The organism is Nonomuraea sp. NPDC050663, from assembly GCF_044456985.1.
Taxonomy (GTDB): domain Bacteria; phylum Actinomycetota; class Actinomycetes; order Streptosporangiales; family Streptosporangiaceae; genus Nonomuraea.
The window spans coordinates 102,570-120,560 of sequence record NZ_JBITGL010000013.1 but is presented as its reverse complement, the minus strand read 5'-3'; the positions used below and the strand labels follow the sequence as shown (position 1 = coordinate 120,560).

Sequence of the window (17,991 nt, the reverse complement as noted above, 5' to 3'; positions counted from 1 at the left end):
GAAGGGGTCAGGAGGTGCCGATCACCCCCCGCAGCCCGTCGGCGCCGTAGGCGCCCTCCAGCCAGGGGGAGAAGTCGGGGCCTCGCCTCAGCGAGTGCCCGCCGTCCACGTTGATCACCTGACCGGTGATCCAGGAGGAGTCGGGGCCGAGCAGGAAGGCCGCCAGCGCCGCCACGTCGTCCACGGTGCCGACCCGTGCCAGGGGCGTGCAGCGCAGGTAGTCGTCGAGCACCGGGTTGCCGGAGTCGGTGATGATCGACACCATCTCGGTCCTGACCAGGCCGGGCCTGATGGCGTTGACCCTGATCCCGCTGGCCCCCAGCTCGTCGGCGGCCAGCCTGCACAGGTGGTCGACGCCCGCCTTGGCCACGCCGTACGGGCCGAACCAGCGGTGGGTGTTCGACGAGGCGATCGACGAGATGGCCACGAATGAGCCGCCGCCCTGCCGCGCCATCAGCGCCGCCGCGTGCTTCAGGGTGAGCATCGTGCCGGTGAGGTTGGTGTGGATCACCTGCTCCCACTGCTCGGCGGGGAGCTGGGTGATCGGGCCCAGCCAGCCGGAGCCGCCCGCGGAGGCGACCACCCCGTCGAGGCGGCCGCCGCCGTTGCCGGCCGCCTGCCGTACCGCACGAGCTACGGCCTGCTCGTCGCCCACGTCCGCCACGACGTAGGGGAGCCCGGTCTTGGCCAGGCGTTCCTCGCTCCTGCCGCAGATGGTGACCGGCGTGCCGGCGGCCGTGAGCCGCTGGGCGATGGCCAGTCCGATGCCGCTTCCGCCGCCGGTCACCAGCACGCTCATGGCGATGGCCTCCACAGGGGTCGGTCGATCTCGAAGCCGACGGGCTCGTCCCACCGGTTGCGGTAGCTGACCTCGTGCGCGGGCCGCCGGGGCGCGACGTCCCACCTGCCGAGCGGGTAGCCGAAGGTGACCGTGCAGGCCAGGCGCCAGCCCTGGCCGGACGGCACGCCGAGCACCCCGAGGGTCTGCTTCGGGTAGAAGATCGACAGGATGCTGGTCAGCGCGCTGCCGACGCCGTGGGCGCGGGCGGCGAGCTGCGCGCTCCAGACCGAGGGGAAGATCGAGCCGCCCGTCGGGTCGTCCTTGGCGAACGCGAACAACATCAGCGGGTACGACTCGAAGTGGTCGGCCAGGTGCTGGGCGGAGGCCTGCACCTTGCGCGCCTGCGGGTCGGACGAGTCGCGCAGGTCCTTGTAGTGGCCGTCCCACAGCTGCTGGAGGCCGTCGCGGTAGAGCGGGCCGAGCTTGGCCTTGATCTCGGGGGAGTCGACCAGCAGGAAACGCCAGTTCTGCGCGTTGCCCCCGCTGGGGGCCCTGACGGCGGCGTCGAGCAGGCTGCGCTGGACCTCCTCGGGGATGGGGTCGGGCTTGACCCTGCGCATCGCTCGTGTGGTGTAGAGGGCCTCGAAGACGTCCATGTCAGGCGAGCACCCCCTGGGCGCGCAGCTTGTCGGCCTCTTCCGCGCTCAGGCCCCACTCGCTCAGGTCGGCCAGCCGGGTGGCCGGGGACAGGTCCTGGATCGGCTCGCCGACCAGGCGCGGCGCGGGCCTGGGGTGGTGGATGCCGTCGACCTCGACGAACGACTGGCGCGCGAGGTTGTGCGGGTGGCCGACGGCCTCGCCCATCGACAGGACCGGCGAGACGCAGGCGTCGCTCCCGGCGAACAGCTCCTCCCACTCGTCGCGTGTGCGCTTCCTGAACTCCGCCGTCAGCCGCTCTCGCAGCGCGGGCCACTGGGCCTTGTCGTTGCGGTCGGGCAGGTCGTGGAGCTCCATGAGGCGGACCATCTCGTCCCAGAACTGCGGCTCCAGCGAGCCGACCGCCACGTGGCCGCCGTCGGCGGTCTCGTAGGTGTCGTACTGGGGGGCGCCGGTGTCGAGCAGGTTCGTGCCGCGCTCGCCCCAGAAGCCGCTCTGCACCCCGTGGTAGAACATCGCGAACAGGATCGCGGCGCCGTCGACCATCGCCGCGTCGATCACCCGGCCGCGCCCGGTGCGCTGCCGTTCGATGAGCGCGAGCAGCACGCCGTAGGCGAGCATGAGGCCGCCTCCGGCGAAGTCGCCCAGGATGTTGATCGGCGGGGTGGGCTTGTCGCCCTCGCGGCCGAGCATCGACAGCACGCCGGAGATCGCGATGTAGTCGATGTCGTGCCCGGCGGCGGGCGCGAGGGGTCCTTCCTGGCCCCAGCCGGTCATGCGCCCGTAGATCAGTCCCGGGTTGACCGCGTGCAGGTCGTCGGGCCCGATGCCGAGGCGTTCTGCGACCCCGGGGCGGAAGACCTCGATCACCACGTCGGCCGTGGCGGCCAGCTTCTTGAAGGCCGCCACGCCCTCGGGTGACTTCAGGTCCAGGCCGATGGAGTGTTTGCCCCTGTCCATCACGTCGCGGCGCGGCTTGTCGCCCACGGCGCGTACGCGGTCGATCCGCAGCACCTCGGCGCCGTGGTCGGCCAGCATCATGCCGGCGAACGGCCCCGGCGCCAGCCCGGCCAACTCCAGCACCCTCACCCCGGCCAGCGGCCCCTGACGTGTCATCGGCATCTCCCTACGGGTATCACAAGCAAGCGCTTGGTGAAAAGCAAGTGGATCCTTACCAGAACAATATTCGTGTCGATGAGGGGAGGAAAGCACCACTCAAGCCGGAATCGAGTCCGCCCCCGCTGAGCGTGTGGGAAACTTTTCCCTGTTGTCGCGGAGGTTCGAGATGGGTGGACGGCTTGTCGCCGGGCGTTACCAACTGGGTGACGAGCTCGGTCGAGGCGGTATGGGCGTGGTGTGGGAAGGCCACGACACGCTCCTCAACCGTTCCATCGCCGTCAAGGAGGTGCTCCTGCCCGCGGGGTCGTCCGACCTCGACCGCGAGCGCCAGCTGCTGCGCACGGCCCGCGAGGCGCGCAACGCCGCCAAGCTCAACCACTCCGCCGTCGTGGCGATCTTCGACGTCGTCGAGGAGGACGGCCGCCCGTGGATCATCATGGAGCGCGTCCAGGGCCGCTCCATCGAGGAGGTCGTCGCCACCACCGGCGCCCTTCCCGTACGGCAGGCGGCCGACGTGGGCCGCCAGGTGCTCGCCGCCCTGCGCGCTGCCCACGCGCTCGGCATCCTGCATCGCGACGTCAAGCCCAGCAACATCCTGCTCACCTCCGAGGGCAGGGCGGTCCTGACCGACTTCGGCATCGCCACCGCCGAAGGCGACGCCTCCCTCACTTCTACCGGCATGGTCACCGGTTCGCCCGCCTTCCTGGCGCCCGAGCGGGTGCGCGCCGCCGAGGCGGGGCCCGCCTCCGACCTGTGGTCGCTCGGCGCCACCCTCTACGCCTCGCTGCTGGGGCGCTCGCCGTTCGAGCGGGGCGAGCCCATGGCGACCATCACCGCCCTGCTGTCGGAGGAGCCCGACTACCGGCGCATCCCGCCGGCGATGCACCCCGTCCTCCAGGGACTGCTGGTCAAGGACCCCCAGACGCGGCTGACCGGCGCGGAGGCCGACCGCCTGCTGGCCGCCATCGGCACCTCCGCGCCGCCCAGACCGTCGAGCCGGGGGCTGGGCCGTACCACCCTCGTGATCGCCGGAGCCCTCATGGCGGCCGCGGTCGCCACCCTCGCCTTCGTGCTGCTCCAGCCCGCGCCGGGCACCGGCACCCCGGTCGCCCAGCGGGCCTCGGTCTCCCCGCTGCCCGTGCTGGCCGAGACCCCGGCGCCCACCCCGTCGGCCACGCCCAGCCCGACCCCCACGCCCACGCGCACCCGCTCGCCGCTGCGTGCCTGGACCTCGCCCGACGGCTGGTCCGTCGAGCGGCCCGTAGGCTGGGAGGGCACCCGCAAGATGGCCTATACCGAGTGGCTGAAGCAGGACAGGACCGGACACTTCAGCGTCCAGGAGCAGTACTCCACGCTCAACGTCAATCAGGTGCTCCAGGACGCCGAGACCGTCATGCCCGACGGGATCCTGCGCAGCCGCAGGCTCCCCGGCGGCGGCGTCGAGTGGGAGTCGCGCTGGAAGGCGCCGCTGGAGACCGCCGCCTGGGCACGCTCGGGTCAGACCTACCGTCAGCTCAGCCGGGCTGTGGTCAGCGGCGACACCCTGTACGTCCTGTCGTGGACGGCGCCGGAAGACGTCTGGTCGAAGCACCTGTCGCTCGGCCGCAAGGTGCTGTCGAGCTTCACGCCGCCCGGCGGCTGAGAAAGGGCTCTACGCCGCCCGGCGGCTGAGAAGGGGCTCTACGCTCCCCGCGCCAGCTCCGCGACGATCTCGGCGGCCGGGGCCTCGCGCGCCCTGCGCCACGAGGTGCCGGCCCACAGGTGCAGCGTCTCGGCGTCGCCGCTCGCTGCGGCGGCCCGCCGCAGCGGGGCGGTCAGGTGGTGCACGTGCGGGTAGGCCGCGGGCGCCAGCGCCGAATAGTCCGTCATGAACCTGTTGACCAGGCCGCGCGCGGGTCGTCCGGTGAACGCCCTGGTCACGGCCGTCTCGGTGAACCGGGGATCGGCCAGCGCGGCCCGGTGCGTCGCGGCCGTGCCCGCCTCGCGCGCCAGCAGGAACGCCGTTCCCGCCACCGCCGCGACGGCCCCGGCCGCCAGGACCCTGGCCACGTCCGCCGCCGTGGCCAGGCCGCCCGCGGCGATCACCGGCAGCCGCGACACCGCCCGCACCCGGGACACCAGCTCGTCGAGCGACACGTCGTCGGCGTCGGCATTGGCGAAGGAGCCGCGGTGGCCGCCCGCCTCCTGCCCCTGCACGCACAGCACGTCGGCCGCCGACGCCCGCCGCGCCTCCTCCTCCGACGTCACCGTCGCCACCACCGTGACGCCCCGGTCGCGGAAGGCGCGGATCAGCTCGGCGCCGGGCAGGCCGAACGTGAAGCTCACCACCGCGGGCGGATCCGCCAGGAGGTCGGCGACCTTGGCGTCGAAGTCGTCGTCGCCGCCCTCGGGCCTGCCCAGCGTGGCGCCCAGCCGCCGCGCCTCGGCGCCGATCGCCGCCGCGTAGGCGTCGAGCCCGGACTGATCCGGCGTGTCGGCCGTGGGCACGAACAGGTTCATCCCGAACGGCCGCGCGGTCAGCGCGCGCGTGCGCTCGATCTCCTCGCGCATCTGGGCCGTGCTCTTGTATCCAGCGGCCAGGAACCCCAGCGCGCCCGCCTCGCACACGGCCGCCGCCAGCTCGGGCGTGGACGCCCCGCCTGCCATGGGCGCCTGCACGATCGGCACTCCGGGAGCGAAGGTCAGCACCGCACCAATGTAGACGGGAAGGCGCCGTCAAGACGCACCCGGCCACTTGAGAGACTACGAGGTGTGCAGAAGATCTCACTTGAAGCAACCGCGCGCGAGCAGCTGACCGCCGCGGCCGCCAGCGCCGCCGGCCGGGCGAGCACCACGGTGTACGGCGGGCACGAGCACCGGCTGAGGCAGACCGTCATCGCCCTCGTGGCGGGCCAGGCCCTGTCCGAACACGCCAACCCCGGCGAGGCGACCGTGTTCGTCCTGCGCGGCCGGGTCCGGCTCACCGCGGGCGGCGACGCCTGGGAAGGCCGCGACGGCGACTTCCTCGTGGTGCCGGACGGGCTGCACGGCCTGGAGGCGCTGGAAGACTCGGCCGTGCTGCTGACCGTCTCCAAATAACCGGCATTTCGCCTGATCCGCGGCACTGGCACTATTGCGGGATGAAGCCGTGGAATGTGCTCGCCCTGCCCGCCTTGCCGCTGGAGATGCTGCGGAACGTGACGGCCCCGCTGGCCGACCGGATCACGATCACCGCCCCGCCCTCCCGCGACAGGGCAGGACTGCTGCAGGCGCTCGCCGACGCCGAAATCGTCCTCGGCGACTACTCCGGCGAGCTCGTCCTCGACGCCGAAGCCGTCAAGGCCGCGCCGAAGCTCGCCTTCGTGCAGCAGCCCAGCGTCGGCGTCGACGGCCACGACCTCGACGCGCTGCGCGAGGCGGGCGTGCCCCTCGCCAACACCGCCGGCGTGAGCGCCATTTCGGTCGCAGAATGGGCCCTGGCCGCCACCCTGGCGCTCACCCGAAAGCTCGTCCAGGCCGACGCCGCCGTCAGGAACGGAGACTGGCCCCAGCTCACCCTCCAGCCACGCGAGCTGTCCGGCTCCACCGTGGGCATCGTCGGCTACGGACCGATCGCCCGCGAGGCCGGCCGGCTGTTCGAGGCCTTCGGCTGCACCGTGTCCTACTGGAGCCGCACCCCCCGCGACCACTTCCGCCCGCTCGACGAACTGGTCGCCACCAGCGACGTCGTCATCGCCGCCATCGCCCTGTCCGACCAGACGCGCGGACTCGTCGACCCCGCGGCGATGAAGCCCGGCTCGATCCTCGTCAACGTCGCCCGCGGCGGCGTCGTCAAGGAGAGCGGCATGGAGCACCTCGGCGGAGCCGCCCTGGACGTCTTCGAGACCGAGCCGCTGCCCGCCGGTCACCCCCTCACCCTGATGCCCAACACCCTGCTCTCCCCGCACGTCGCGGGCGTCACCCCGCAGGCCACCATGCGGCTGTTCGCCACCGTCCTCGACAACCTGGCCGCGGCACTGGAGGGACGCCCGGTGTCCCATGTGGTCAATGGTGCGTCCTCGCAGGTCGAACGGCGCTGACATGATGTTTTCGCCGGTTTAACGACCCCGCTCTGTTCCATGGTGGTCCGGAGAGATACGGTCAGACGGACGATCTCTTGGGGGTGGAGGCTTCATGACCAAAATGTCGACACACCACAGGGCCGTTGAGCAGATCAGGCAGACCTACACCGACCTTCCGGAAGGTGCGAAGCCGAGGCTGGCCAAGGCGACCTCGAACCTCTTCAGGTTCAGGGACGGGGGCAAGGCCGCCCAAAGATCGGCACAGCTCTCGGCCCGCGATCTCGACGAAGTCATCTCCGTCGACCCGGTCACCATGACCGCCGAAGTCCAGGGGATGACGACGTACGAGCATCTGGTGGACGCGACCCTGCCGCACGGGCTCATGCCGTACGTGGTCCCGCAGTTGAAGACCATCACGCTCGGCGGCGCCGTGACCGGGCTCGGCATCGAGTCCACCAGCTTCCGCGACGGGCTGCCGCACGAGTCGGTCGAGGAGATGGAGATCCTCACCGGCGACGGGCGCATCGTCATCGCGCGCGACGACAACGAGCACCGCGAGCTGTTCCGTGCCTTCCCCAACTCCTACGGCACGCTCGGATACGCGCTGCGCCTGCGCATCAAGCTCAAGCCGGTCCAGCCGTACGTGCACCTCACCCATCTGAAGTTCACCGACGCGGGCAAATGCATGCTGGCCATGCAGGAGATCTGCGAGAGCATGCACCACGACGGCGAGGACGTCGACTTCATCGACGGCGTCTACTTCTCGCCCGACGAGCTCTACATCACCCTCGGCCGTTTCTCCGACCGCGCGCCGTACGTCTCGGACTACACCGGGATGCGCATCTACTACCAGTCCATCCAGAAACGCAAGCGCGACTGGCTCACCGTCCGTGACTACCTGTGGCGGTGGGACACCGACTGGTTCTGGTGCTCGCGCGCCTTCGGCGTGCAGCAGCCTGTCGTGCGCTCGCTCGTGCCGCGGCGCTGGCTGCGCTCCGACGTCTACCGCAAGCTCGTCGCCCTCGACCGCAAGCACGGCGTGACCGCGCGCGTCGACCGCTGGCGCAACCAGCCGGTGAGCGAATCGGTCATCCAGGACGTCGAGGTGCCCATCGAGCACGGCGCGGAATTCCTGTCCTTCTTCCAGGACAAGGTCGGCATGACGCCGGTCTGGATGTGCCCGCTGAAGTCGGGCTCGACCTGGCCGCTGTACCCCCTGGAGACGGGCAAGCTCTACGTCAACTTCGGCTTCTGGGGCATGGTCCCGCTGCCGAGAGGGCAGTTCGACGGCTACTACAACCGGCTCATCGAGAACGCCGTCCACGAACTGGACGGGCATAAATCGCTCTACTCGACCTCTTTCTATCGCCGGGACCAGTTCTGGCAGCTCTACAACGGGGACGCCTACTGGCCGGTCAAGCAGGCCTACGACCCTGGCGGTCGCCTGCTGGATCTCTATGAGAAGTGTGTTGGGGGAAGGTGAACAGATGGCATTGGCGTCCATCTTCGAGAAAATCGTCGGCCGAGACTCCGGCGTGGCTTTCATGGCCTACGACGGCAGCAAGGCCGGACCGGACAGCGCGGACGTCCGCATCGAGGTGAAGTCCCCGATCGCGGTCGCCTACCTCGCGCAGGCTCCGGGCGAACTGGGCCTGGCGCGGGCCTACGTCTCCGGGCACCTCGACGTGCACGGCGACATGTACGCGCTGCTCGACAAAATGTGGAACATCACCACCAACGACCTCACCGTCAGCGAGAAGCTCGAAGCGGTGCGCGCCCTCGGCGTCAAACCGCTGATGATGCGCGTCCCGCCGCCCCCGCAAGAGGTACGGCAGAGCACGCTGGCCAGGCTCGGCTCCCGCCACGCCAAGCAGCGTGACGCCGAGGCGATCCACCACCACTACGACGTGTCCAACACGTTCTACCGGTGGGTGCTCGGCCCCTCCATGGCCTACACCTGCGCCTGCTACCCCGACGAGGACGCCACCCTCGAAACGGCCCAGTACGCCAAGTTCGACCTCGTCGCGCGCAAGCTCGGCCTCCAGCCCGGCATGCGCCTGCTCGACGTCGGCTGCGGCTGGGGCGGCATGGTCATCCACGCCGCCCGCGAATACGGCGTCAAGGCGCTCGGCGTGACCCTGTCCAAGCAGCAGGCCGAATGGGCCCAGGCCGCCATCAAGGAAGCCGGACTGGAGCACCTGGCCGAAGTGCGGCACATGGACTACCGCGACGTCGCCGAGACCGACTTCGACGCCGTCAGCTCCATCGGCCTCACCGAGCACATCGGCAAGGCCAACGTGCCGTCCTACTTCGAGTTCCTGTACGGCAAGCTCAAGCCCGGCGGGCGGCTGCTCAACCACTGCATCACCAGGCCCACCGGCTCGGAGAAGACCTTCAACAAGGGCGGCTTCATCAACCGCTACGTCTTCCCCGACGGCGAACTGGAATCCGTGGGCTGGCTCATCCGGCAGATGGAGGACCTCGGCTTCGAGATCCGCCACGAGGAGAACCTGCGCGAGCACTACGCCAAGACGCTGAAGGCCTGGTGCGACAACCTCGACGCCAACTGGGAGGACGCCCTCCAGGAGGTCGGCCACGGCATCGCCCGGGTGTGGCGGCTGTACATGGCGGGGTGCATCGTGGGGTTCGAACGCAACAAGATCCAGCTCCACCAGGTGCTGGCGGTCAAGCTCGACGCCGGCGGCCGCTCCGGCGTCCCGCTCCGGCCCGCCACCTCCTGGCCCTGACGTCACGCGCGTCTTCCCCGTCACCCGGGATGGGTGACGGGGAAGACGCTCAGCAGCGCCTCCAGACCCGCGAAGTCCTTCGGGTTGACCGTGTAGAGCGGGAGCCGATGGGCCGAGGCGATGGCCGCGATGAGCAGGTCGACCCGCCGGGGCCGGGGATTGCGCCCGGCGGCCAGGACCGCTGCGGTGATCTGCCCGTAGCGGCGGGCGGCCCTGCTGTCGAAGGGCAGCGTCTCGAACAGCGCTTCCGCGACATGGATGCGCTCGATCCTCGCCGCGCGCTCCACTGGATCGGCGGTGTAGTGCGGTCCGGCCGACAGCTCGGCCATGGTGACCGTCGTCAGGACGATCTCCTCGGGCAACTCCGTCGCGTCGAGGTGCTCCATCAGGATGATCACGTTCGTGTCGACCACCCCGCGAGCCGGGGCGACCTCGATCGGCGTCACCCTTCACCCGTGAATTCGCCGCGCCGCCATGCGCGGTCGTAGGGGTCGTAGAGGGAGTCGTCGACCGCCTGCTCGTCTTCTGCCGCGATGGGCGTGAGCCCGCGGAAGGCCTCCATGACCTCTTCCTTGGGAACGGCGACGCGGCGACTTCTGTGGCGGTGGGGGACCAGGTCGGCGACGGCCACACCATCGACCGTGATCACGAACGACGACCCCTGGCGCACGTCGCGGAGAACCCGGCTGGCGTGGTTGCGCAGTTCCCGCTGGGGTATCTCGGGGAACTCTCCGGAAGCGGTCACGATTCGAGAATACGCCAAGGGCTACGCATGTACTACGGAGATGCTACGCCTCCCGTGACCATCTCCCGGAGAACAGTTCCTCTCCCGGCGTCTCCTCCGGCAGTGGCTCGTGCCCTGGGCGGAGCCCGTCGAGGGCGATCGCGATCAACCGCCGTCGAGCCCCGGTGGCGGCCGGCAGCAGCTCCTCACGTCCCTGCTTGCGAAGCTGGTCGACCACCGGTGACCGCCCGAGCTGTTCGATGAGCAGCGCGATGTCCACCGTCGTCACGTCCGGGCGCAGCGCCCCCGCCTCCTGTGCTCGCCGTACGAGCTCTTCGAGGAGGTCGTCCCCGCGGCGGGACTTGTCGCGCATCTCCCGGGTCACCTCGATGGTCCCCGCCACGGGCGCCAGCGAGCCCTGCCCGAACTCGATGCACGCGCGCACGAAGCCCGCCAGGCCCGCCCACGGGTCGGGGTCGGCCAGGCCCTGTTCTGCGGCCTGGTTCCAGTGTTCGAGCGACATCAGGCTGAGTCGCTGGAACAGCTCCTCCTTGGTCTTGTAGCGCCGGTAGAGGCTGCCGATGCCGACGCCCGCGCGGGTGGCGATGGCGGCGACGGAGGCGTGGGCGCCGTCTTCGGCGAGCACGTCGCGGGCGGCCTGGAGCAGGGCCCGGTCGTTGCGCTCCGCGGTGTCCTTGCGTGTGGTCATCGCGACGGACTCTACCACTTGCGGAGCGAATCGCTCCGGCATAGTCTGCTTGCGGAGCGAATCGCTCCGCAAGCTGAGCTGAGGAGATGCCATGAAGGCCGATGTCGAAGCGATCGAGCAGGTCGTGCGCGATGCGGAAACGCTGCAGAGCGACGTGGACGGGTTCACGGGGCTGCTGACCGAGGAGGTGTCGCTGGTGAACTTCACCGGTATCCGGTTGCGCGGCCGGGCCACGGTCAAAGAGGTCATGGCCAAGGCCCTGCGCACCCCGCTGAAGGACGTGCTGACCACGAACGAGCTGCTCGACATCACGTTCCTGCGACCGGACGTGGCGCTGGCGACGCTCGTCAAGCACGTCAACGACGGCCGAACGGGAGCGCTGACGTTCGTGCTGGTCAAGGAGGACGGGCGCTGGTTGATCGCGCTGGCCCAGACCACCCCGGTGGTGACGTCATGAGGACGGCGCCGGTGATCGGCGCGACCGCGCGGCATCCTGCTCGCCGCGCGAGTTCGCTGAACGCCTCCGACCTGGGCCCGAGTCCGCCCTCCTCCTCCAGTGGGAGGTCACCTCCCTCGCGCCTGCCTAGGCTGGACCCGTGACCCCCATCGACCAGGCCGCTGCCTCCCTGGCCAAGCGCTACCCGGGCGCCGTCGTCACCGTGGTGACCGACTCGGGCGCCGACCACCGTGCCACCGGCCAGGCCGCCGACGAGACGGCGCTGTTCGAGATCGGCTCCGTCACCAAGGTCTTCACCTCGCTGGCCCTCGCCACGGCCGTCACCAGGGGCGAGCTCACCCTCGACACCCCCCTGAACGACCTGCTCCCCGAGGCGCGGCTCGACGGCGTCACGCTCGGGCAGTTGGCCACCCACACCTCGGGCCTGCCCCGCCTGCCCAAGGGGCTCCTGCCGCGCGCGTTCCTGCCGATGGACGACCCCTACGCGCGGTTCACCCGTGACGTGCTCCTGGCCGACCTGCCGCAGCCCAAGGAGAGCCGGGGCTTCAAGTACTCCAACCTGGGCGCCGGGCTGCTCGGGCTGGCCCTGGCCGAGCACGCGGGAACGGACTACGAGGGGCTTATCAGGAAGCGCGTCACGGGGCCGCTGGGCATGGGCGACACCGTCATCACCCCGACCCCCGAGCAGGCCGGCCGTACGGTCTCGGGTCACACCCGGTGGGGCAGGCGCAGGCCGTACTGGGACCTGGCGGCCCTCGCGGGCGCGGGCGGGCTGCGCTCGACGGCGGCCGACCTGGCCAGGTTCGTTCGCCACCAGCTCGACGGCGACGCGGCCGTGGAGCTGACCCACCGCGAGCACGTCACGGTCAATCCGAGGCTCTCCATGGGCCTGGCCTGGTTGCGGATGAGCGCGCCCGGCGGCAGGCAGACGGTGCTGTGGCACAACGGGGGCACCGGCGGGTTCCGATCGTTCATGGCGGTCGTGCCGGAGCGGCGCGTGGGGGTGATCGTGCTGACCAACTCCACGCGCAGCGCAGATCCGGCCGGAATGAAGTTGCTGCGCGCCTTGACCTTGGACAACATCGACGCATGAGATCTTTTGACGAGCTGGTCGCCGAGGCGGACAGCGTCTCGGTGGCCGGATGGGACTTCTCCTGGCTCGACGGGCGCGCCACCGAGCAGCGCCCCTCGTGGGGATACCAGCGTCAGATGAGCGAGCGGCTGGCCCGTGCCTCGGCGGCGCTCGACATCCAGACCGGCGGCGGCGAGGTGCTGGCGGGCGCGCAGAAGCTGCCGCCGCTCATGGTGGCCACCGAGTCGTGGCCGCCCAACGTCGCCAAGGCCACGCGGTTGCTGCACCCGCTGGGCGCCGTCGTCGTGGTCGACGAGGACGAGCCGCCGCTGCCGTTCGGCGACGCCGCCTTCGACCTGGTCGTCAGCCGTCACCCGGTGACCGCGTGGTGGTCGGAGATCGCCCGCGTGCTGCGTCCGGGCGGCACGTACCTGTCGCAGCAGGTCGGCCCGGCCAGCGTCTTCGAACTCGTGGAGTTCTTCCTCGGTCCGCGGCCCGAGGAGTCGCGCCGCAACCGTCATCCCGACGACGCGGTGCGCGACGCGGAGCTGGCCGGGCTGAGCGTGGTCGACCTGCGTTACGAGGAGCTGCGCACGGAGTTCTTCGACATCGGCGCGGTGATCTACTTCCTGCGCAAGGTCATCTGGATGGTCCCCGGCTTCACCGTGGAGCGGCACCTCGACCGGCTGCGGGAGCTCGATGCCCGGATCCGTGCCGAGGGGCCCTTCGTGGCTACCACCACGCGGTTCCTGATCGAGGCGACCAAACCCTGAGCGCCGCCGCCCGGCTCAGATCCGGTCCACGGCGCGGCCCGACAATCTGGCGATGAGCGCGGTCACCGCCAGGACACCTGCCCCGGCCACCAGGGCCAGTCCTGGATCGGAGCGTTCGGCCAGGATCCCGGCCACCGCCGCGCCGGCGGTCAGGCCGAGGTTGTTGGCGGTGTCGAGCCAGGTGCTCGCCTCGGTGCGTTCCTCGTCGGGGACGAGCGTGTCCGTCGCCAGCCAGGCCACCACGAACAGCGGCGAGGTCCCGGCGCCGAGCACGGCCCCAGAGCAGGCAGCCCGCGGCGCTTCCCGCGGCCATCGCGGCCAGCAGGTATCCGGCCGCGGCCGGTTGGCCCGCCTGATCGGCTCTGGCGGCGATGGCGACGTCGAGCGGACCGGCGCCCAGGCTCAGGCCGAAGCAGAGCAGCACCAGCACGGAGAAGCCGGGCCGGTGCAGCGGCCCGGCCAGCCGCCGCCGCCACGCTCCCGTGCCCGTCGCCGTGGGTGCGGGAGGGCCGTCCTGGAGGCGGGCCTGCCGTTCGGCGAACCGGCAGGCGCCCGAGCTGGCGAGCCCCACCGTCCCGACGACGGCGAGCGTCGCCGAGAGCACCAGCGCCGCCCCGGCGTGGGCCCACAGCAACAGCGCGCCCACCAGGAGCGGCCCCACCGTGTGCAGGACCTCCTCGGTGGCCGAATCCAGCCCGTAGACGCGCTGGCGGGTCACCGGGTCGGGGAAGAGTGCCGCCCAGATCGCCCGCATGGTGGCGCCCAGCGGTGGTGCGGTCAGTCCCGCCACAGCGGCGGCGCCCACGTAGACGCCTGCCGTACGAGAGTCGGACAGTCCCGCCGTGAGCAGCGCGAGCGCGTAGACGACCGCGAGGACGGGCAGCGTACGGCGGCGCCCGAGCCGGTCGACGAGGCGCGACTTGAACGGCGCGGCGACGGTCACCCCGCCGAAGACGCCGAGCGCGAGCCCGGCGGCGGCGAACGAGCCGGTGGCCCGATGGTGGCGTGTTAATCCGGGAGCTTGACCGCGCGGGGCGCAATATCGTGTTTTGTGCCCCAGCCGCCCCGGCTAAGGTGCCTGCGTGACGCCTATCTTCCGTCTGTGCGACGACTACATCACCAGGTCGGCCGCGCTCGACCCGGTCAGCGCCGTGTACCAGGGCCTCGCCGGCGACTTCGGCGTGGCCACGGACTACAGTCCCGACGGCCACGCCGCCCGCGAGGAGCTCACCCGCTCCACGCTCGCCGAGCTCGCCACGCTCGAATCCACCTCGGAGGCCGATCGGGCCGCCGCCGACCACCTGCGCGAACGGCTGGAGGCGCAGGCCGCCTACTACGCCATCGGCGAGCCGTACCGCGAGCTGAGCGCCCCCTTCGGCCTGATCTCGAGCCTGCGAGACAGCATCGACCTGCTCCCGCAGGGCGACGACGACGCGTGGCGCAAGGTCGCCGCCCACCTGGCCGCCATGCCCGAGCAGCTCGCCGGGTGGCGCACGACGCTCTCCGCCGGACTGGACAAGGGCCTGCCCGTGGCCCGCCGGCAGGCGCTCGGCACCGCCGACCAGGCCGACAAGTTCGTGGGCACCCACGACAAGCTCGTCGCCGGCTACGGCGACGGCCCGGTGGCGCGCGAGCTCGGGCAGGCCGCGGCCGCCGCCCACCAGGCCTACGCCGAGACCGCCCGCTACCTGCGCGAGCAGTACGCGCCGCGGGCCGCCGAGGCCGACGGCGTCGGGCCCGAGCGCTACGCCGTCGCCATGCGCGACATGCTCGGCGAGGACGTCGACCCCCGCGACGCCTACGCCTGGGGCTGGGCCGAGCTGGAGCGCATCGAGGGCGAGATGGCCGTGGAGGCGGCGGCGATCCTGCCGGGCGCCAGCCTCGACGAGGTCTCCGCCCACCTCGACGCCACCCAGTTCGTGGCCGGTCCCGAGGCCTATCTTGCCTGGCTGCGCGAGCAGCACGACCGGTCCATCGAGCAGCTCAACGGGGTGCTGTTCGACATCCCCGAGCAGTTGCGGACCGTGGACGTCGTGCTGAACCCCGGCTCGACCGCCGGCTCGCCGTACTACACCTCGCCCAGCGAGGACCTGTCGCGCCCCGGCCGCACCTGGTGGCCGCTGGGCGGGCGGGAGAAGTTCGCCACCTGGAGCGACCTGACGACCGTCTTCCACGAGGGCGTGCCGGGCCACCACCTGCAGCTCGGCGCGGTCGCCGTGGCGGGGGAGAAGCTCTCGCGCTTCTCGCGCTTCTCCTGGATCAGCGGCCACGGCGAGGGCTGGGCGCTGTACGCCGAGCGGCTGGCCGACGAGCTGGGCTGGTTCAGCGCCCCCGGCACCCGGCTCGGCATGCTGGCCGCCCAGGCGCTGCGCGCGGCCCGCGTCGTCATCGACATCGGCGTGCACCTGGACCTGCCGCTGCCCGACGGCACCAGGTGGACCTTCGAGAAGGCCTGCGCGGTGCTGCGCGACCGCGGCAGGGCCGAGGCGCACACCGTGCACGCCGAGGTGCTGAGGTACTTCGGCTGGCCCGCCCAGGCCATCACCTACAAGCTGGGCGAGCGGGCCTGGCTGGAGGCCCGCGCCGAGGCGCAGGCCAAGCCGGGCTTCGACCTCAAGGCGTGGCACACCGCCGCGCTCGACCTCGGGCCCCTCGGCCTCGGCACCCTCAAGCAGGCGCTAGCGCGCCTCTGAGGCCTGGCCGTCGAGCCATTCGCGGAAGCCCGGGCCCGCGAGCACGGCGTGCGGGCCGGGCAGGAAGGCGCCGTCGGCGGCGAGATCGGCATCGGGCATGCCGGAGCCGTCGACGGCGACGACCTCGACGCCCCGGCGCTCCCCGAGAAGCCTGCCCGCCTCCGACAGGAGCTCCTTGCGGGGTCCGGCGATCTCGGGAACGGGCGCCCCGGGCCGCGGGCCGGCGGGGTCGAGGGCCAGGTCGACCAGGGCCTCGGCCACCGTACGGCAGGCCACGAGCTGGCTGGGCAACGCCGGCAGGTAGGCCACGTCGCCCGGCTGCCAGTCCAGTAGTTGGCCGACGAACTCGTGGAACTGCGCCGCCCGCAGGATCCTGACGGGGAGCGGACCGGCCAGGAGGAGCTCCTCGTGCACCTTCTTGGCGGCGAGGAAACCGGCGGTGGCCCGGTCGGCGCCGATGATGGACGCCATGGCGATCAGGGATACCCCCGCGTCCCGGCCCGCCGAGTGGAGGGTGCGGGCCGAGGTGCGGAAGAACTCCGTGGCCGCCTCCTCGTCGGAGGAGTGCCAGGAGGCGACGTCGATGACGATCTCGGCCCCGATGAGGGCGTGGGCCAGGCCCTCACCGGTGATGATGTCCACGCCGGTGGCGCGGGACATCGGCACGGCCTCGTGTCCCCGCTCGGTCAGGACGTCGATGACGTGGCGTCCCAGGCGGCCGGTCGCTCCGGCCACTGCGATCCTGCTCATGTCGGTGCCCCTTCTAGTCGGTGTAGTTCTGGCCGGGCGGCATGCCGGGGATCGGCTTGGCGATCAGCGCGGCGGGGGTGAAGAAGCCGATGTGGGCGATGGCCATGACCAGGGCCCACATCTCGCGGTCGTCGTAGTGCGCGCTCGCCCTGGCATGCAGCTCGTCGCCGACGCGCTCGCCGGACGGGTTCGGGGTGAGGACCGCCTCCACGAGTTCGAGGGCGATCCGTTCCGCGGGGGTGAAGCAGGCGGCGTCGTGCCAGGTGGCCACGGCGGTGATACGTTCTTCCGGCTCCCCGAGGGCGCGCAGGGCGCCGGTCTCGCGGACGGTGAAGTAGGTGCTGCCGAGCAGCTGCCCGGCGCGCAGCTGCAGCAGGTGGACGGTCGCCGCCGGGATCGGGCCGTCCGTGACGGTCCGGTGCAGCGGCCCGGCGATCTCGGCCAGCTCGGGCAGGAAGGGGAGGGGGTTGGGCATGCGCGATTTCATGACCAGGAGATCCCGGCGGCCCTCCCGTTGTGACAGCGGGGGCGGTGTGACATAGGCCACCGGCCCGATGCGTCACAGAGCGGCGGGTACCGGGATCGTATGGACATGAGCCATACCGAGGCGTTCGTCGCGCACCGCAACCTGCTGTTCACCCTCGCCTACGAGATGCTCGGCTCCGCGGCCGACGCCGAGGACGTGCTGCAGGAGACCTGGCTGCGATGGGCGGGCGTCGACCTGGACGTGGTGCTCGACCAGCGGGCCTACCTGATGAGGATCGTCACCAGGCAGGCGCTGAAGCGGCTGCGCACGCTGGGCCGCCGCAAGGAGTCGTACGTCGGGCCGTGGCTGCCCGAGCCGCTGCTGACCGCGCCGGACGTGGCCGACGACGTCGAGCTGGCCGACAACGTCTCGATGGCGATGCTGCTGGTCATGGAGACGCTCGGGCCGACCGAGCGCGCGGTGTTCGTGCTGCGCGAGGTGTTCGCCCTGGACTACGAGGAGATCGCCGGGGCCGTCGGCAAGAGCCCGGCGGCGGTGCGCCAGATCGCCCACCGGGCACGCTCGCACGTCTCCGCGCGCCGCCCGCGCGGGGCGGGCTCGCCCGCCGAGCACCGGGCCGCGCTCCTGGCCTTCCAGCGCGCGGTCGAGACCGGGGATGTCCAGGGGCTGCTCGACGTCCTCGCACCCGACGTGGTCGCCCTGAGCGACGGCGGCGGGGTCAGGCACGCCCTGCTGCGGCCCGTCGTGGGGGTCGAGAACGTGGCGCGCCTGCTGGCCGTCGGGTGGTGGCGGCGGGACGCGGACAGGTCGGTCGAGCCGGTCCAGATCAACGGCGCTCCCGGCCTGCTCGTGCGGGTCGACGGGGAGATCGACGGCGTGGTCGCGGCGCGAGTGGAGAACGGCCTGGTCACCGGGGTCTACCACGTGCGCAATCCCGAGAAGTTGTCGCACGTGGGCCGGGAGACCGCCGTGACCCGCTGAG

20 protein-coding genes and 1 pseudogene are annotated in these 17,991 nt (G+C 71.5%); 10 read left to right on the top strand and 11 right to left on the bottom strand.

The window, feature by feature from the left end; translation table 11 throughout:
- Nucleotides 1-7 precede the first annotated feature (7 nt).
- The 3 genes from ACIBH1_RS33600 to ACIBH1_RS33590 are packed head-to-tail and all read right to left on the bottom strand — an operon-like array spanning nucleotide 8 to nucleotide 2,560.
- Nucleotides 8-799 carry an SDR family oxidoreductase gene (locus ACIBH1_RS33600; protein ID WP_397318014.1) on the bottom strand — a complete coding sequence of 264 codons (792 nt, stop codon included), beginning with the start codon at nucleotides 797-799 and terminating at the stop codon, nucleotides 8-10.
- A complete protein-coding gene (locus ACIBH1_RS33595) occupies nucleotides 796-1,437 on the bottom strand; it encodes a nitroreductase family protein (RefSeq protein ID WP_397318013.1) in 642 nt (213 codons plus the stop codon). Before ACIBH1_RS33595 ends, ACIBH1_RS33600 begins: the two co-directional genes overlap by 4 nt.
- Before the next feature lies 1 nt (nucleotide 1,438).
- Entirely contained in the window at nucleotides 1,439-2,560 is a 1,122-nt protein-coding gene (locus ACIBH1_RS33590) for a CaiB/BaiF CoA transferase family protein (RefSeq protein WP_397318012.1), read from the bottom strand.
- 163 nt (nucleotides 2,561-2,723) lie between these two features.
- On the opposite strand from ACIBH1_RS33590, the gene ACIBH1_RS33585 reads away from it, so the two are divergent.
- The gene (locus ACIBH1_RS33585; protein WP_397318011.1) at nucleotides 2,724-4,199 is read left to right on the top strand and encodes a serine/threonine-protein kinase; all 1,476 of its coding nucleotides are present in this window, start codon (nucleotides 2,724-2,726) and stop codon (nucleotides 4,197-4,199) included.
- Nucleotides 4,200-4,237: 38 nt separating this feature from the next.
- Here the strand turns inward: ACIBH1_RS33585 and ACIBH1_RS33580 are convergent, their stop codons facing one another.
- Nucleotides 4,238-5,245 (bottom strand): NAD(P)H-dependent flavin oxidoreductase, encoded by a 1,008-nt coding sequence (locus ACIBH1_RS33580; RefSeq protein ID WP_397318010.1) that lies wholly within the window; start codon nucleotides 5,243-5,245, stop codon nucleotides 4,238-4,240.
- 63 nt (nucleotides 5,246-5,308) lie between these two features.
- Here ACIBH1_RS33580 and ACIBH1_RS33575 point away from each other — a divergent pair, with 63 nt between their 5' ends.
- The 4 genes from ACIBH1_RS33575 (at nucleotide 5,309) to ACIBH1_RS33560 (ending at nucleotide 9,344) form a co-directional block, all read left to right on the top strand.
- On the top strand, nucleotides 5,309-5,635 hold the full coding sequence (locus ACIBH1_RS33575; RefSeq protein WP_397318009.1) for a cupin domain-containing protein: 327 nt from the start codon (nucleotides 5,309-5,311) through the stop codon (nucleotides 5,633-5,635).
- A 41-nt stretch (nucleotides 5,636-5,676) separates the two neighbouring features.
- On the top strand, nucleotides 5,677-6,615 hold the full coding sequence (locus tag ACIBH1_RS33570; RefSeq protein WP_397318008.1) for an NAD(P)-dependent oxidoreductase: 939 nt from the start codon (nucleotides 5,677-5,679) through the stop codon (nucleotides 6,613-6,615).
- A 94-nt stretch (nucleotides 6,616-6,709) separates the two neighbouring features.
- A complete protein-coding gene (locus ACIBH1_RS33565; RefSeq protein WP_397318007.1) occupies nucleotides 6,710-8,080 on the top strand; it encodes an FAD-binding oxidoreductase in 1,371 nt (456 codons plus the stop codon).
- A gap of 4 nt (nucleotides 8,081-8,084) precedes the next feature.
- Nucleotides 8,085-9,344, top strand: coding sequence for a class I SAM-dependent methyltransferase (locus ACIBH1_RS33560; protein ID WP_397318006.1), 1,260 nt, complete (start codon nucleotides 8,085-8,087; stop codon nucleotides 9,342-9,344).
- Between the two features lie 20 nt (nucleotides 9,345-9,364).
- Here the strand turns inward: ACIBH1_RS33560 and ACIBH1_RS33555 are convergent, their stop codons facing one another.
- Genes ACIBH1_RS33555 through ACIBH1_RS33545 form a run of 3 tightly spaced genes read right to left on the bottom strand, consistent with a single transcriptional unit; the run spans nucleotide 9,365 to nucleotide 10,777 of the window.
- A complete protein-coding gene (locus tag ACIBH1_RS33555; protein ID WP_397318005.1) occupies nucleotides 9,365-9,790 on the bottom strand; it encodes a type II toxin-antitoxin system VapC family toxin in 426 nt (141 codons plus the stop codon).
- Complete coding sequence (locus ACIBH1_RS33550; RefSeq protein WP_397318004.1) at nucleotides 9,787-10,089, bottom strand: type II toxin-antitoxin system Phd/YefM family antitoxin; 303 nt, start codon at nucleotides 10,087-10,089, stop codon at nucleotides 9,787-9,789. Before ACIBH1_RS33550 ends, ACIBH1_RS33555 begins: the two co-directional genes overlap by 4 nt.
- A 43-nt stretch (nucleotides 10,090-10,132) precedes the next feature.
- A complete protein-coding gene (locus ACIBH1_RS33545) occupies nucleotides 10,133-10,777 on the bottom strand; it encodes a TetR/AcrR family transcriptional regulator (protein ID WP_397318003.1) in 645 nt (214 codons plus the stop codon).
- A 91-nt stretch (nucleotides 10,778-10,868) separates the two neighbouring features.
- Between ACIBH1_RS33545 and ACIBH1_RS33540 the strand changes: the two genes are divergently transcribed.
- The 3 genes from ACIBH1_RS33540 to ACIBH1_RS33530 all read left to right on the top strand — a co-directional run bounded on the left by ACIBH1_RS33540 (nucleotide 10,869) and on the right by ACIBH1_RS33530 (nucleotide 13,079).
- Nucleotides 10,869-11,234: an SgcJ/EcaC family oxidoreductase gene (locus ACIBH1_RS33540; RefSeq protein ID WP_397318002.1), complete on the top strand. Its 366-nt coding sequence runs from the start codon at nucleotides 10,869-10,871 to the stop codon at nucleotides 11,232-11,234.
- A gap of 139 nt (nucleotides 11,235-11,373) precedes the next feature.
- Nucleotides 11,374-12,327: a serine hydrolase domain-containing protein gene (locus ACIBH1_RS33535; RefSeq protein WP_397318001.1), complete on the top strand. Its 954-nt coding sequence runs from the start codon at nucleotides 11,374-11,376 to the stop codon at nucleotides 12,325-12,327.
- Nucleotides 12,324-13,079 carry a class I SAM-dependent methyltransferase gene (locus ACIBH1_RS33530; protein WP_397318000.1) on the top strand — a complete coding sequence of 252 codons (756 nt, stop codon included), beginning with the start codon at nucleotides 12,324-12,326 and terminating at the stop codon, nucleotides 13,077-13,079. The genes ACIBH1_RS33535 and ACIBH1_RS33530 overlap by 4 nt, the downstream gene beginning before the upstream one ends.
- 15 nt (nucleotides 13,080-13,094) lie before the next feature.
- On the opposite strand, the gene ACIBH1_RS33525 is transcribed toward ACIBH1_RS33530, so the two are convergent.
- Both ACIBH1_RS33525 and ACIBH1_RS33520 read right to left on the bottom strand, forming a co-directional pair.
- A complete protein-coding gene (locus ACIBH1_RS33525; protein ID WP_397318136.1) occupies nucleotides 13,095-13,352 on the bottom strand; it encodes a hypothetical protein in 258 nt (85 codons plus the stop codon).
- 46 nt (nucleotides 13,353-13,398) lie between these two features.
- A pseudogene (locus ACIBH1_RS33520) lies at nucleotides 13,399-14,022 on the bottom strand (MFS transporter); the annotation flags it as partial.
- Nucleotides 14,023-14,161: 139 nt separating this feature from the next.
- On the opposite strand from ACIBH1_RS33520, the gene ACIBH1_RS33515 reads away from it, so the two are divergent.
- The gene (locus ACIBH1_RS33515; protein ID WP_397317999.1) at nucleotides 14,162-15,772 is read left to right on the top strand and encodes a DUF885 domain-containing protein; all 1,611 of its coding nucleotides are present in this window, start codon (nucleotides 14,162-14,164) and stop codon (nucleotides 15,770-15,772) included.
- Here the strand turns inward: ACIBH1_RS33515 and ACIBH1_RS33510 are convergent.
- Together ACIBH1_RS33510 and ACIBH1_RS33505 are read right to left on the bottom strand one after the other, a co-directional pair.
- A complete protein-coding gene (locus ACIBH1_RS33510; protein WP_397317998.1) occupies nucleotides 15,758-16,522 on the bottom strand; it encodes an SDR family oxidoreductase in 765 nt (254 codons plus the stop codon). The genes ACIBH1_RS33515 and ACIBH1_RS33510 overlap by 15 nt on opposite strands.
- A 13-nt stretch (nucleotides 16,523-16,535) precedes the next feature.
- Complete coding sequence (locus tag ACIBH1_RS33505; protein ID WP_397317997.1) at nucleotides 16,536-16,997, bottom strand: carboxymuconolactone decarboxylase family protein; 462 nt, start codon at nucleotides 16,995-16,997, stop codon at nucleotides 16,536-16,538.
- Between the two features lie 117 nt (nucleotides 16,998-17,114).
- Here ACIBH1_RS33505 and ACIBH1_RS33500 point away from each other — a divergent pair, with 117 nt between their 5' ends.
- Complete coding sequence (locus tag ACIBH1_RS33500) at nucleotides 17,115-17,990, top strand: RNA polymerase sigma-70 factor (RefSeq protein ID WP_397317996.1); 876 nt, start codon at nucleotides 17,115-17,117, stop codon at nucleotides 17,988-17,990.
- Nucleotide 17,991 lies beyond the last annotated feature (1 nt).

Excerpts from the sequence above, each read along its gene's own strand:
- ACIBH1_RS33565 (WP_397318007.1), top strand. The coding sequence starts at position 6,710 with ATGACCAAAATGTCGACACACCACAGGGCCGTTGAGCAGATCAGGCAG.
- ACIBH1_RS33595 (WP_397318013.1), bottom strand. The coding sequence starts at position 1,437 with ATGGACGTCTTCGAGGCCCTCTACACCACACGAGCGATGCGCAGGGTC.
- ACIBH1_RS33545 (WP_397318003.1), bottom strand. The coding sequence starts at position 10,777 with ATGACCACACGCAAGGACACCGCGGAGCGCAACGACCGGGCCCTGCTC.
- ACIBH1_RS33505 (WP_397317997.1), bottom strand. The coding sequence starts at position 16,997 with ATGCCCAACCCCCTCCCCTTCCTGCCCGAGCTGGCCGAGATCGCCGGG.
- ACIBH1_RS33530 (WP_397318000.1), top strand. The coding sequence starts at position 12,324 with ATGAGATCTTTTGACGAGCTGGTCGCCGAGGCGGACAGCGTCTCGGTG.
- ACIBH1_RS33510 (WP_397317998.1), bottom strand. The coding sequence starts at position 16,522 with ATGAGCAGGATCGCAGTGGCCGGAGCGACCGGCCGCCTGGGACGCCAC.
- ACIBH1_RS33600 (WP_397318014.1), bottom strand. The coding sequence starts at position 799 with ATGAGCGTGCTGGTGACCGGCGGCGGAAGCGGCATCGGACTGGCCATC.
- ACIBH1_RS33570 (WP_397318008.1), top strand. The coding sequence starts at position 5,677 with ATGAAGCCGTGGAATGTGCTCGCCCTGCCCGCCTTGCCGCTGGAGATG.
- ACIBH1_RS33585 (WP_397318011.1), top strand. The coding sequence starts at position 2,724 with ATGGGTGGACGGCTTGTCGCCGGGCGTTACCAACTGGGTGACGAGCTC.
- ACIBH1_RS33540 (WP_397318002.1), top strand. The coding sequence starts at position 10,869 with ATGAAGGCCGATGTCGAAGCGATCGAGCAGGTCGTGCGCGATGCGGAA.
- ACIBH1_RS33560 (WP_397318006.1), top strand. The coding sequence starts at position 8,085 with ATGGCATTGGCGTCCATCTTCGAGAAAATCGTCGGCCGAGACTCCGGC.
- ACIBH1_RS33590 (WP_397318012.1), bottom strand. The coding sequence starts at position 2,560 with ATGCCGATGACACGTCAGGGGCCGCTGGCCGGGGTGAGGGTGCTGGAG.
- ACIBH1_RS33500 (WP_397317996.1), top strand. The coding sequence starts at position 17,115 with ATGAGCCATACCGAGGCGTTCGTCGCGCACCGCAACCTGCTGTTCACC.